The organism is Rhodanobacter sp. MP1X3, from assembly GCF_014207165.1.
Lineage (GTDB): Bacteria > Pseudomonadota > Gammaproteobacteria > Xanthomonadales > Rhodanobacteraceae > Rhodanobacter.
Genome location: NZ_JACHCO010000003.1, coordinates 449,275 through 462,755, shown reverse-complemented (window position 1 = coordinate 462,755; position 13,481 = coordinate 449,275). Strand labels below are relative to the sequence as shown.

The 13,481-nt window shown below is 59.8% G+C and carries 14 protein-coding genes; 2 read left to right on the top strand and 12 right to left on the bottom strand.

Features of this window, described 5'->3' with window-relative positions; all coding sequences use genetic code 11:
• Positions 1 to 9: 9 nt before the first annotated feature.
• From HDE79_RS11195 to HDE79_RS11155, 9 genes are all read right to left on the bottom strand, one after another.
• Positions 10 to 1,254, bottom strand: coding sequence for an FtsX-like permease family protein (locus HDE79_RS11195; protein WP_184602038.1), 1,245 nt, complete (start codon positions 1,252 to 1,254; stop codon positions 10 to 12).
• Positions 1,255 to 1,264: 10 nt separating this feature from the next.
• Positions 1,265 to 2,575 carry an ABC transporter permease gene (locus HDE79_RS11190; protein WP_184602037.1) on the bottom strand — a complete coding sequence of 437 codons (1,311 nt, stop codon included), beginning with the start codon at positions 2,573 to 2,575 and terminating at the stop codon, positions 1,265 to 1,267.
• A 63-nt stretch (positions 2,576 to 2,638) separates the two neighbouring features.
• Positions 2,639 to 3,982, bottom strand: a complete 1,344-nt coding sequence (locus HDE79_RS11185; RefSeq protein WP_184602036.1) for a TolC family outer membrane protein — start codon at positions 3,980 to 3,982, stop codon at positions 2,639 to 2,641.
• 57 nt (positions 3,983 to 4,039) lie between these two features.
• Positions 4,040 to 4,765, bottom strand: coding sequence for an ABC transporter ATP-binding protein (locus tag HDE79_RS11180; RefSeq protein ID WP_184602035.1), 726 nt, complete (start codon positions 4,763 to 4,765; stop codon positions 4,040 to 4,042).
• Between the two features lie 162 nt (positions 4,766 to 4,927).
• A complete protein-coding gene (locus HDE79_RS11175) occupies positions 4,928 to 6,199 on the bottom strand; it encodes an efflux RND transporter periplasmic adaptor subunit (protein WP_184602034.1) in 1,272 nt (423 codons plus the stop codon).
• Positions 6,200 to 6,408: 209 nt separating this feature from the next.
• On the bottom strand, positions 6,409 to 6,987 hold the full coding sequence (locus HDE79_RS11170; protein ID WP_184602033.1) for a hypothetical protein: 579 nt from the start codon (positions 6,985 to 6,987) through the stop codon (positions 6,409 to 6,411).
• A gap of 129 nt (positions 6,988 to 7,116) precedes the next feature.
• Entirely contained in the window at positions 7,117 to 7,350 is a 234-nt protein-coding gene (locus tag HDE79_RS11165; protein ID WP_184602032.1) for a hemin uptake protein HemP, read from the bottom strand.
• Positions 7,351 to 7,546: 196 nt separating this feature from the next.
• Entirely contained in the window at positions 7,547 to 8,236 is a 690-nt protein-coding gene (gene lepB, locus HDE79_RS11160; protein WP_184602031.1) for a signal peptidase I, read from the bottom strand.
• Positions 8,237 to 8,417: 181 nt separating this feature from the next.
• Positions 8,418 to 9,386, bottom strand: coding sequence for an aldo/keto reductase (locus HDE79_RS11155; protein ID WP_184602030.1), 969 nt, complete (start codon positions 9,384 to 9,386; stop codon positions 8,418 to 8,420).
• 184 nt (positions 9,387 to 9,570) lie between these two features.
• Between HDE79_RS11155 and HDE79_RS11150 the strand changes: the two genes are divergently transcribed.
• Positions 9,571 to 9,954, top strand: a complete 384-nt coding sequence (locus HDE79_RS11150; RefSeq protein WP_184602029.1) for a cytochrome c oxidase assembly factor Coa1 family protein — start codon at positions 9,571 to 9,573, stop codon at positions 9,952 to 9,954.
• 9 nt (positions 9,955 to 9,963) lie between these two features.
• On the opposite strand, the gene HDE79_RS11145 is transcribed toward HDE79_RS11150, so the two are convergent.
• Positions 9,964 to 10,860 (bottom strand): LysR family transcriptional regulator, encoded by an 897-nt coding sequence (locus HDE79_RS11145; protein ID WP_184602028.1) that lies wholly within the window; start codon positions 10,858 to 10,860, stop codon positions 9,964 to 9,966.
• A gap of 91 nt (positions 10,861 to 10,951) precedes the next feature.
• Here HDE79_RS11145 and HDE79_RS11140 point away from each other — a divergent pair, with 91 nt between their 5' ends.
• A complete protein-coding gene (locus HDE79_RS11140) occupies positions 10,952 to 11,899 on the top strand; it encodes an NAD-dependent epimerase/dehydratase family protein (RefSeq protein WP_184602027.1) in 948 nt (315 codons plus the stop codon).
• Positions 11,900 to 11,968: 69 nt separating this feature from the next.
• On the opposite strand, the gene HDE79_RS11135 is transcribed toward HDE79_RS11140, so the two are convergent.
• Positions 11,969 to 12,493, bottom strand: a complete 525-nt coding sequence (locus HDE79_RS11135; protein ID WP_184602026.1) for a phosphatidylglycerophosphatase A — start codon at positions 12,491 to 12,493, stop codon at positions 11,969 to 11,971.
• Positions 12,490 to 13,458: a thiamine-phosphate kinase gene (gene thiL, locus HDE79_RS11130; RefSeq protein ID WP_184602025.1), complete on the bottom strand. Its 969-nt coding sequence runs from the start codon at positions 13,456 to 13,458 to the stop codon at positions 12,490 to 12,492. Before thiL ends, HDE79_RS11135 begins: the two co-directional genes overlap by 4 nt.
• Positions 13,459 to 13,481 lie beyond the last annotated feature (23 nt).

Sequence of the window (13,481 nt, the reverse complement as noted above, 5' to 3'; positions counted from 1 at the left end):
AGGCCTCCATCATGTCGAACGTGTCGCTTCGACAGGCGATATGCACGAGGCGCGCAGTGCCGGTGCCAGCGTGGCAGCCTGGCCGAGCAGCAAAAGCAGCAGCACACCAACCAGCACGTATGGCAGGGAAAGCCGCTGCGTCTCGAAATGCATGACCAGCCACAGGCTCATACCGAGCGCGAGAACAATGCCAGCCAGCACGCCACCGAGACTGATAAGAAAGTTTTCCGCAAGGAAATAGCTGAGGATGTCCCCGCGCGTAGCACCCAATGCCCTACGCACGCCGATCTGCTTGCGTCGCTGGCTAACCCAAAAACTGGTGAGCCCCACAATGCCGGCAGCGGTGATGATCAGAAGTACCGCGCAGATCACGCTCATGATGATCGCCATGCCGCGATCGCTTTTGTAGGCCTGCTCACGCACCTGGGCGAAGCTGCGCACACCGGCACCCTCACCTTCGCCATCGGGAATGATCCGCATGCGATTGGTCTTGAAAAGTGCGGTTCGCACGACCTTGGTTATCGCGCTCAGTTGGCCGGGCTGCGCCCGAACCAGATAGGCATTTGACTTGTCGGTGAGCAGCTTTGGCTCGAGCACCACATAGTCTGAAATGGCATCGGACCAACTGCTCGCCGAACCTCCTTGTAGATGATCAATGATGCCAATGATCGTGCTGGGAGAAGTCGCAGCTGCAATGTACAGCGGTTTGCCCAAAGCCGACTGATTCGGATAAACCTTGTCGGCCAAAGCCTTGGTGATGATCAACTGCGCCGGCGTAACAAGGTTGTGCGAGTCCACCACGCGAATTTCGTCCGGACGAAAGTTGCGTCCGGCAATCAGTTTCGCTCCCAATACCGACAGCACATGGTCATCCACAAAGAACCGCCAGGCCAAGGCTGCAGATTGCTTGGCATCAGGTTTGGTACTTACGCCGTCGTTCCAACCACCACCGCGAAGCGGATAGCCGTAACTCACTCCCACATCCGCCACACCGGGCAGTTGGCGCAAAGTCTGCAAATCCGTGCGAACCAGAGATCCGACCTCCGCCCCACTGGCATTGGTCCATTCACTACCGACCGTCAACAGATCGCTTTCGACAATCCCGGTAGTCCGCGAAAGATGCGTCACTTTTTGCTGAATAAGGAAAAGCGCGTTGCAGACAATCGCCAGCGTCAGCGCGATCTGCAAACCGATCAGCACGGCACCTGCCTTATGCCGTTTGAGCGCAGCGAGAACAGGCTTGATCTGCAGCATGACCATCACCTCAGTTGGACTTCAGCTGCCAGGCGGGGGCGATCTGTGCTGCCCGCCAAGTGGGGTAAAACGCGGCTAGTACTGTCGCCAGTACGGCTACCCCTAGCGTCAGCGCGACCAGTGAAAAATCGAGCGTGGCCAACCGTGCAATCTGCGCGTCAAAGATCAAACCGACGCTCCAGACGCCTACACCTGTCAGCAACAAGCCCAGCACACCGCCGGCTAGACCAATCGTCGCGCCCTCGATCAGAAACTGCGCATACACCGTTCGACGCGATGCACCCAGCGCCCGGCGTACGCCAATGTCTGAGGCGCGGCGCATGAACTTGGCCAGCAGCAGCCCGACCGTGTTGACCAGGCAAATCACCAAAAAGCCCAACGACAAGTACAGCGAAAGCTTGCTCTCCGGCGGCACGGCATGTTCATAGTCCAGCCACTGCGATACATCACGCAGGCGTACGTTGGGAGCCCAGCCATACCGGCCTGCCCGTTGCTGCGCGGCGGCATAGTCACGCAGGTACTGGCGATAAGCATCGGCATCCGCCTTGCTCGGCAACTCGGCCCAGTAAATAACCCAACTGCAGCTGGAACGCAGAAAAGCATCCCAGCCAGTTCCGTAGTTCTGGGCACCGCAGTCCGTACCGCCTGCGGTAATGAGCTGCAAATCGACCGCGCGACTCATCGGAATAAACAACTGGATGGCATCGGCAAACCCGCCGTTACTCGCCAGATCGAAGAACAGCGGCTTGGGATCCCAGCTGTCCATGACGCCTGCGATGCGATAGTTGTGCCCGCTGAGATTGATTTCACGACCCACGCTATTCGCGCCGTGAAATAGCCGATCGTTGAGCGTCCGGCCGATCACCACGACCGACGCCCGATTTTCGTCGTCCTCCGCACCCCAGCCGCCGCCATACAGAAACGGAATATCGAACATCGGGAAAGCATTGCTGGAGACCGCATAGGTGGTCGGTCTGATCGGAAACTGACTTGCGTCATCCGATATCACCGAGAGCTTCACCGGGTACAGGGCAGTCTGTCGCGGAGCCCTGTGCGCCTTCAGCAACGCCATCGCATCGATATAGTCCAGCTCATCAGGCGGTTCGCTGTTCTGATTGTTCTGAGGCCCGAAATTGTCTATCTGCACGGCATACAGCTGCGAAGATTTCTGCGGAATCGGATTGTTCGATACCGCACGAAACACCGAATACATCGTCATCGACGCCGCCACGCCAAAGGCGATCGTTACGATCATCAACCCGGTTAACACCGGATTGCGCCGCAGACTGCGCAGGCCGAGTTCAAAATAGTAGGCAAACACAGTTCTGCCCTCCGCTCAGCTGCTCAGGCTTCCACTGCATGGCGTTTTGGCGGCGGCCGGCATTCACTGCAGCAACCGGTTGATATCTTCGAGATCGTGCATGTCGACGGTCCCGGCAGCCTGCTTGAGCAACAGCTTGTTGAGGATGAACTGGTGGCGCACGACGGTGTACTGGCTCTGTACTTCGGCCAGTGTCTGGATGGCGAACACCACGTTGGTTAACGTTTGCGTGCCGATGGCATAGCCCGCGCGCATCGAAGCCACGTATTTCGTGGCGGCCTCCTGCGATGTACGCGCGCTGCTGACCTGCTCGATGCCGTCGGTGACGAGGTTGAAATAATTGTTGGCGTCACGAGCGGCCTGGCGACGCAAGGTTTCGAGATTGCCTTCGTCTTCATCGCGCTGGTAGATCGCCTGACGCACCTGGGATTGTGTGAGTCCGCCACTGAAGATCGGCACGTTGAGCACCAGGCCCACCGTGGTGATGCCAGGCCCATTGGCGGAACTGCCAGGCACGGCACTGGACCAGCTGCCGAACTTGCCATAGTTCAGAGTGGCGCTGATGGTGGGCAGATGGCCGGCACGTGCAGCGGTGATCTTCCGCTCATCAGCGGTGACCGCGTAGTGACCGGCAAGAATCGTCGGGTTGGTTTCCATCGCTGCGTCCACCCAGGCTTTGGCATCATTCGGCACTGGCGGTTGCATGGGCAGATCTTCACGCAGTTTTTTCAGGGTGCCAGTGGGCTTGCCGGTGATCTGCTCAAGCCCACGCAGAGCGTCTTTCAGATTGTCTTGCGAGCTGATCCGCTGCGTCTTGATGTACTGGTAGTACGCCTGTGACTGCGTCATGTCTGCCGCAGTGGCAAGGCCATCCTTGAAGCGCTCGCTGGACTGCTCATACTCCTGCTTGTACGCATCCTCGTAAGCCTTGTTGATGTCGAGCGAGTCCTCCGCGACCAGCACGTTGAAGTAGGCCGAGGCGACGCGCACGTAAAGATTTTGCAGCGCTGCACGATAGGTCTGCTCCTGCGAATCGCTGGTGGCGTGTGCCGCGCGCAGCGTGGCGATGCTGGCGAAGTTGATGATCGGCTGACTCAACTGGGTACTGATGTCTCGCTCGCGGGTGTGGCCGATGCTGCTGGTAGTCACCGAGTTGCCGTTGGCGTCGACCGTCGAGCCGTCGCTGCCGTGGATCTGCTCCAGCCCAAGGCTGGCGGATAGCTGCGGCAGCAAGGCAGAACGCGCCTGCGGCACGCCCTCGGCAACCACCAGGCGTGTGGCATCGGCGGTACTCAGCACCGGGTCATTGGCGATGGCCTGCTGGTAGGCCTCCATCAAATCCTCCGCGTGACCCGACAAGGGAGCGATGGCCAGCAGGAGTAGCACGGGCAGCAACTTCACACGCATGGATGAATCTCTCAGGTTATAGACGGATAAACGGCCATCGCGAGACAGCAGATGAGATCAGTCCGAACGGGCGCCGCCCTGTGCCGCGACCACCGCACCGTGAAAGCGCGGGTCTTCCGACAGATCCACCACCTGGCCATCGATCACGTGCACGTTGCGCTGCGCGCGCGCAGCCAGCTCAGGATCATGCGTCACCATCACGATGGTGGCGCCGCCACGGTGGATGTCTTCGAGCAACTCGAGCACGCTGCGAGCCATCTGCGTATCGAGGTTGCCGGTCGGCTCATCGGCGAGCAGCAGACGCGGGGAACCAGCCAACGCACGGGCAATCGCCACGCGCTGCTGCTGACCGCCGGAGAGTTCGGCCGGGTAATGCTTGGCACGCGAAGCCAGACCGACGCGTTCCAGCGATTCCATGATGCGCTGCTTGCGCTCGGCGGCCTTCATGCCGCGGTAGCGCAAGGGCACCTCGATGTTGTCGAACACGTTGAGATCGGGAATCAGGTTGAACGCCTGGAAGATGAAGCCGATCTTTTCGTTGCGGATCTTCGAACGTGCGTTGTCGTTGAGGTTGCTCACCTCGATACCGTCGAGGTGGTACTCGCCACCGCTGAAGGTTTCCAGCAGACCGGCAATCGTCAGAAAGGTCGTCTTGCCCGAACCGGATGGCCCGGTGACAGCGACAAACTCGCCCTCTTTCACGTCGATATTGAAATCGCGCAGCGCGTAGGTCTCGACCACTTCGGTGCGATAGACCTTGGACAGGTGGCTCATCTTCAGCATGATGTTTCCTCGGTGGTGGTAGTTAGGTAGAGCGTGAACTGGAGAACGTGGAACGTTTTGATTGGAGCTTGCTTATGTTTTTCGTGGAGTGGGAGCTTGGTCGTGCCATGGGTGGGAATTTCACCGCACCGCATGTTCCGTGCCCCCTGCTCCACGCCTTCATCAATTACTGATGGCAACCTTTGCCGCATTCTTGAAGTTGTCGGTGCCGGAGATAACGATACGGTCGCCTTCTTTCAGACCGCCGAGTATCTCGACCTTGTCGATGCTGCTGGTGCCGACGCGAATCGGCGTTTTGGTGGCGATACCGTCGCGCACCACATAGGCATAGCTGCCACCGGATTCGTCGACGAACGAGCCGCGCTGCACCGTGAGTACGTTGTCGCGCTTGTCGAGTAACACGCGCACAGACAGACGCTGGTTCTGGCGCAGCTGTTTCGGCGTCTGGCCATCGAAACGCAGCCGCGCGGCAACTTCGCCATTGACCACTTCGGGTGAGATCGCACTGACCAGACCTTTCCACACGTTGCCGTTGCCGCTGATCTCACCACCCATGCCGATACCCAGATCGCGCGCGAAGCTTTCCGGCACCTGCATCTCCACCTGCAGCGCAGACAGATCGATGACGCTGAGCAACTGCGCGTCCTTCGCCACTGTGGCGCGCTCGGCAATAAACAGCTGACCCACCTGACCATCGACCGGCGACTTGACGTTGAGGTTGTCGACCTGGCGCTGCAGGTCCTGCACCACCAGCATCTGGTTATCGTGAGTGAGCTTCTTGGACTGGATGTTGAACTTCAGGCTGTCGTTGTTCATTCCCAGATCGGACTTGGCATGCACCAGCACGATGCGCGCCTTTTCCAGCGCGTCCTTGGACTGATCGACTTCGACGCCGGTGGCGGCACCAGCGGCAAAGGCTTTCTGTTCGCGGGCCAGATTGGTTTCAGCACTCTTTTCGTCAATCTGCGCGTTGTCGAAGGCTTTCTGCAGATCGCTGCGCTTGGTGCGCGCGTCAACCTGCGACTGCAGATAGTCCACCTGCATGGCATCAGCCTTGGACTGCTCCTGCGCCAGCTTGTTGCGCAGCTCGGGGCTATCAATGGTGGCCAGCACCTGATCTTTTTTCACCGTGTCACCGGCATGCACCTGCAACGTGACAGCGCCGCCGTAGGTGGCATATAGCGTCGGACTCACTGCTGCGACGACCTTGCCCTCGGCGGCGATGTCATTGATGAATTGACCTCGTTCGACCACGGCGAACGACAGCCGTGAACTGCTGACCGATGACGAGGCAGAAAACAGGCGACCAATACCCGGCACCAGCCATACCAGCAGAACCAGTACGACCACGCCGCCGCCGATCAGCATCAGCCGGCGCTTGCGGTTGGGTTTGACCTCGACGATACGGTCTTGCGCAGAAGTGTCGCGAATCATGTGATGCATCCCTGACCGCGCACCGGGCGGTCCCACACAGGGCATTGCAATCCACATGCCAACGCGAAGAATGAGTCAAAGTAAGGCTTTGCGCTCGTCGGAGACGCAGTGATCAGTGTCCGCGGACACTGCGGCGAGCGTGCCGGACAGTCACGCTGTACGCGGATCGCGCGTCGCTGTTTGATTCAGCCGACGCACACGTATTGCCCTTACGGCAACATGGGTGATCCATGCAGTAACAGTGGCTGCGCGCCCGCAATCGCCTGCGCGATGACCCGTCCCAGCGACGAGATGCGCGGTGGCAAAGCTTCGCCCAGACAGGTGATGGTAGCCAGCGACTGGCAGCGGAAGCGGATCAGATGCGTGGCCGCACCGCGGAACATCCGTGCTCTGCCATATCGCGGCACGCTATCGATCGTAACGCTTTCGCTGGGCAGGTTGTCCCAAGCCAGATAGTCGGTATCGGGCAATAAATGCAGCTCAGCGAGAATCTCGCCACGTACATCAAGGCATTCGATCCATTCGCGCGGGCCGTCCGCACTGACCATACCGAGTACCCGCAGATAAGACGTGCGGAGCAGCGGCGTCAGCAACGGACTTTCGCTGAGCAGGCCATTCGGCAATCGCGCGGAAGAATCAGCATGCATGCGCGAAGGCACGTACAACACGCTGCCTAGCAACGGCAACCACTGCACGAGTGCCGTGGGCGTGGTGCGCAGGCAGCGTTCACTCGGATCAGTAAACCATGCGCGCGCCGCGCATAGCGAAGTATCAAGCCAGCCGTACATGGTACCTCCAGCGGTAATGGGCATGCGGTGATGGCCGGCTGGAACCCGCAAGCAGCGGGCGGTCTGGCAAGGGCCTCGGGGTGCAGATGCAGCCGCGCAAGCACGGGCCTCGCGCGTCTACGAAACGAATTACTTGGTGAGGATCAGCTTGTCGTTGCGGGTCAGCCGCAGGTGGTATTCGCCACCTTGATGCTGAATCACCAGCTCGCGACCACCATCCAGAAGCAACTGGCTGGAGATGCGAGGGATCGCCGATGTATCCGGCGCCGCTGCTACCCGCGTACTCACCAGTTGCAGCGATCGCGCATTCGCCGTGATGGTAGGCGCAATGGAATGAGACTGAGACAGGGTGGAAATCGACATGGCACGCTCCGTAGAAAGTCAGTGACGCCTTTAATGATAATGATTCTCATTTAAGTGTCAACTGCTGTCTATCGCTGCGATTCACGCTGGCTATTGAACGACGGCTATTCGCAGACTAAATGACTTGCTGCGCGATCCTGCTGTCTGACATGGAACCGAAATGGCGACCAGCATGGACGAATACGAGCCGTTGGATTTACTTCAGCGAATTACCGTCGAGCGACGCCCCAAAGCGATTCCAGCGCGGCAAGTCATAGCGACCCGGATCAAGCGATGCGACCACGTAGCGCGAGCGTCCAACGATCTCCGCACGCGAAAAGAATCCCAGGTAACGCGAATCCTCGCTGTTGTCGCGGTTATCGCCAAGCAACAGGTAGTGCCCCTTTGGCACCTTCACTGGTCCGAAACTGGTGATCGGCGACGGCCGGTAAATCGAAAGGCGGATCGCATGGCTGACGTTGTCGACACTCTCGAGCGCATAACGCGCCGGATCATTGGCGTCATCGCGAATACCGGTCACCGACCCTGCAGCGTAAATCGCCGGTTTGCCATTGATGATGAGCTGGTTATTGCGCATTGCCACTACGTCGCCGGGCACACCGATTACGCGCTTCACCAGCTTCTCGTCCGCCGCATGCGAGTCCAGCACCACGATGTCACCTCGCATGGGATCAGCAAGATGCACCAATGAAACGTGAGTCAGCGGCAGGCGGATGTCATAGGCCGCCTTGTCTACCAGGATGCGATCGCCAATACGGATCGTCGGCTGCATCGAGCCGGTCGGAACTACATTCCAGTCCGCTGCCGCGCTGCGGAACATCACCATGCCAATCACGAAAACGAACAGGCCCCTGTTTCTGGCCAGAAACTGCATCAGGTTCTTCATGGTTGTTCCCTTGTGTTATCCGAGCCGTTGAGATCGATGCCACACGTACGCTCTACCCACAACCATGGGACTGCGCGCGTGGCACGAAGTTTCATCGCGCCGACAACTAGGGCGTGTCATCAATGACCAAGCGAGCCACTTGGTCATTGATGACACGCCCTAGACCATTGAGAACCGCGGGTTACACGACTGCCTGCCCGATCCGTTTTTGCAGCGCCTTGTCGATACGCGGCAGCACATCAAGCGCGTCGAGATTCTTTTCCAGCTGTTCGGTCTTGCTGGCACCCAGCATCACCGTGGAGACATGCGGATTGAGCAGGCACCACGCGATCGCCAGCTGCGCGAGCTCGACACCCAGCTCATCGGCGATCGGCTGCAACGCGCGTACCTTGTCGATCCGCTCCTTGCCTTTGCCAAGCACGCTCTCACGCAACCATTCGTAACCCGGCTGGGCGATGCGTGAATCCGCCGGCACACCATTGTTGTATTTACCCGTCAGCAGGCCGGACGACAGCGGCGACCAGATCGTGGTGCCCATGCCGTAAGCCTCGTACAACGGTGCGTATTCAACCTCAACCCGCTCGCGGTGCAACAAGTTGTACTCGGGCTGCTCGACCACCGGCGCGTAGAAATGATTTTCACGGGCCACCCGGTGTGCTTCGCGGATCGCCTCTGCCGACCATTCGCTGGTGCCCCAATAAAGCACCTTACCCTGCCGGATCAAGGTATCCATCGCCGCCACCGTTTCCGCAATCGGCGTATCGGGATCGGGTCGATGACAGAAGTACAGATCCAGGTAATCGACGCGAAGCCGCTGCAGCGCCTGATGACAGGCTTCGATCACATGCTTGCGCGACAACCCCCGCTGGGTCGGCAAAGGATGGTCCACCGCGCCAAAAAACACCTTGCTCGATACGCAATAGCTGTCGCGCGCAAAACGCAGGTCTGCCAGCACGTCACCCATCAGCTGCTCGGCCACGCCGTTGTTATACGTCTCGGCGTTATCGAAGAAATTCACCCCACGATCGTGCGCCAACGCCAGCAGTTCGCGCGCCTGCGAACGCCCCACCTGCTTGCCGAAGGTAACCCACGCGCCAAACGACAACACAGAAAGTTGCAGACCGGTAGTACCGACACGGCGGTATTGCATGGGGATGATCCTTTGGCAGGCAACAGAGATGACGAGCATGACAACAATGGCCTTAGCGCGTCCAACCCATGCGTCGGTTTGCCGGTGCGGAGTTGTGTAAGCTCCATGCAGCAATGACAGCGACGGGGGCAGAATGAGCACTATCGGACGCCGGACCTGGTGGGATCGCCACTGGAAGTGGTTCATGCCCGTCTTGTGCGTCATGGCAGCAGCGCTGTTTGCCGGTTTGTTCGTCAGCATCTTTGTGCTGGTGCTCGGCATGATGAAAAACTCGGGCGCCTATCAACAGGCGGTAACACAGGCAAGCAGGGAACCGGCCGTGATCGCTGCTCTGGGCCAGCCCATAGCAACCAGTTACTTCACCACCGGCAATATCAGCACCAGCAATGAGAATGGCGAGGCCCGTCTGATCATTCCACTGCATGGCCCCAAAGGCTCTGCCGCAATACATCTGCGTGCAAGCAAGCACGATGGCATATGGACTTATTCGCTATTGGCCGTCGATATCGACACAACGCACCAGCACATTGACCTGCTGCAGTCGCAGGTCGGCGCTCCAGCAAACTAGCTCAGCCGGCTAGGCCACGACACCGACATAATCCGCGAGTGCCAGCGCGAGATGGTCGAATACGAGACGCGTGCGGCGACTGGCTTTGAGATCCTCGTGCATCACCAGCCAGGTATCCAGGTTGGGCGCGAAAGCCTGCGGCAACAGACGCACCAGATTTTTATCGCGCTCGGCAAGAGCACACTGGCAGCCACCGATGCCGTACCCGGCACGGATGGCCGCCAGCTGCGCCAGATCACTATCGGTCCGCAGCGAAAAATCCTCGCGGCCAAACGGCAGCTTGTCGCGGATGGCACGCAGTGCCGGCATGTCATGGTCATAGCCGATGGTCGCGTGCCGATGTAAATCAGCCAACACCAGCGGCGTGCCGTTGGATTTCAGATAACGACGATGCGCATAGAGTCCAAGCGGGATAGCGCCGATATAGCGAGCCACCAGTGCTGCCTGCACCGGACGGATCATGCGCACGGCGATATCCGCATCCTTGCGCAACAGATCCTCGCTCCGATTGGATAGCGATAACTCGATCACGATGCCGGGATGCTGCTGGCGCAAGGCAGCCAGAATGGGCGGCAGCACCTCGGCGCCAATCACCTCACTGCAGGTCACGCGCACGACACCACGCACCTCGGCATTGCTGCCCGAGGCGGCACGACGCAGGGCCGCGGAGCTCGCGTACATCGCCTGGGCGTGTGTCGCCAGTTCATCGCCAAGATCGGTGGGAGCGAGCCCTTGCGGAGAACGCGTAAACAGGACGGCATCAAGATCGGATTCCAGCTGCCGGATATGCCGCCCCAGACTTGGCTGGGTCATGCCCAGGCTGCGCGCCGCTGCCGACAGGCTCCCTTCGCGGATCACCGCGAGGAAAGACCGATACAGCTCCCAACCCGGTTCTTTTATAGCCATGCATATATGTATAGCAGAAGTTCACATTTAGCCAATTTTCATTTGGCCTCGAAGCGCCCATCCTGATTCCCACATTCAACGGGAGAAGATCATGGAAACAGCACGCATAGCTCTGGTACTTGGCGCTACGGGCGGATCCGGCAGTGAAATCGCTTCAGCGCTTGTGCATCGCGGCTGGACGGTTCGCGGACTGGTTCGTGACGCCACGCGAGCCCACTTGGCGGCTGGTATCGAATGGCATGAGGGCGATGCCATGAACGCAAATGATGTAGCGAAAGCAGCGCGCGGCGTTGGCGTCATCGTGCATGCCGTCAATCCACCCGGCTATCGAAACTGGAATACGCTGGTGCTCCCGATGCTCGACAACACCATCGCCGCCGCAAGGGAAAACAACGCGCGTATCGTGTTGCCCGGCACCGTCTACAATTTCGGACCAGACGCGCTACCGCTGTTGGCCGAAAGCTCGCCGCAGCAACCGGAGACGCGCAAAGGTGCGATCCGGGTGCAGATGGAAAAGCGCCTCGAAGCAGCAGCGGTTGACGGCGTACGCGTGCTGATACTTCGCTGCGGTGATTTCTTCGGCCCACGGGCCGGCAACAACTGGTTTAACGCCATGGTGAAACCGGGGCAGAAGCTACGCTCCGTAAGTTATCCGGCACAGCGCGACTTGCCTCACGCATGGACTTATTTGCCGGATGTCGGCACCACGGTTGCGTTGCTACTGGAACGCGAGAACAAGCTGGCGGCCTTCGAGAGATTTCATTTTGGCGGCCACTGGGTTGACGGCAATACCTTGATGCATGCGGTTCGAAAGGCTGCCGCCAATCCGAAACTGCCCTTGCGATCGTTCCCCTGGTGGCTCGTCACGCTGGCATCGCCCTTCGTCACGACATTCCGCGAAGTACGTGAAATGCGCTACCTGTGGCGTCAGCCACTGCAACTCGACAATCGCAAGCTGGTCGCCCTGCTCGGTGCCGAGCCGCACACGAAGCTCGATACCGCGATTGCCGATACCTTGCAAGGCATGGGCTGCCTGTGAACGAACGCAGAGCGCTCGGTTGTTGCGAAGCGACGCATCACGCCCCACCGGAGCAAAAGCGCGTTTTTGCTAGCGACTTGAATACATCGCCAACGCCAGCACGATGGCCGCGAAAATCCCTGCCGCCACATCATCCACCATCACGCCCATGCCGCCCTTGAGGTGCCGATCCATCCAGCGGATCGGCCATGGCTTCCACACATCGAACAGGCGGAATAACGCGAAGCCAGCCAGCAGTAGCCACCAGATCGACAGGCGAATCGGCAGCAGCGCTGGAATCAATAATGGGACCAGCGCGATCCACTGGCCGATGAATTCGTCCCAGACCAGGCTACGGTGATCGTCCACGCCCAATGCACGACCGGCGACATCGCAGGCCCATACGCCCACGACGAAACCGACTACTAGTACCAAGAGGTAAAGCGGCATCGACAGGCTGCGCAGCAGCAGCCACGGCAATAATGCGGCAAGCGAACCAAAGGTGCCTTGCGCCACGGGTGTCAGGCCCGAACCAAAACCACAGGCCAACCAACCGGCGGGTGTGGAGAGCAGCGCGCGCCGTTGCTCGGCGCTGAGCGTTTTCTTGGTGCTCATGCGAAGTGGTCCCAGCCAGCGTACCCGCTTTCCAGCCATTCGCCATTCGCGCCACGCACTTTCACGCCACTACCTTCGACGATACGGCCGATGCGCGTAAAACCGCAGCCGATACGCGAAAGATCGGACTGCACGTTAGCCAGCCGTGCCATCGGTACGGTGAAGCACAGCTCGTAATCGTCACCGCCGGTGAGCGCAAACTGCTGCGCGCTGGCATCGTCGTAAAGCGCCATCAGTGCGGGCGACAACGGCATCAGCGCGGTGTCGATTTCCGCGGCAACGCCGCTTGCCGTGCAAATGTGACCGAGGTCGGCTACGAGTCCGTCAGAGATATCAATGCAGGCATGCGCCAGACCGCGCAGCGCTGAACCAGCAGCCAATTGCGGCGTGGGCCGATTGAGCCTGGCGACAAGAAAATCGCGCGCGCTGCTGTGCTTATCGTCTGCCTGGAATGGATTGCCCAGCGCATGCAAACCCGCCGCTGCATCGCCCAGCGTGCCGGTCACCAGTACCGCGTCGCCCACCTTCGCACCAGTGCGCACCAGCGCTTTTTCCGGCGCGACAAAACCATGCACCGCGACACTGATGCTCAACGGTCCGCGCGTGGTATCGCCACCGACCAACGCCAGCCGGTGCGGCCGCGCAAGCTCAGCGAAGCCTCGAGAAAAATCCTCGACAAAAGCCTGATTCGGCTGCGGCAAAGTCAACGCCAGTAGAGCCCAGGCAGGGCTTGCGCCCATCGCCGCCAGATCGGAGAGATTCACCGCCAGCGCCTTCCAGCCGATGTCGGCCGCCGCCGTGCCGGGCGGAAAATGCACACCTTCAACCAACGTGTCGATAGCAACGGCCAGGTCCTGCCCGACCGGAACAGACAGCAAGGCAGCGTCGTCGCCGATGCCGAGTCTGACGTCGTCACGCGGTTGTTCGGTGAGCGCGCGAATGCGTTCGATCAGGCTGAATTCCATCTCCTTATCTCTGGCAGCGTAGC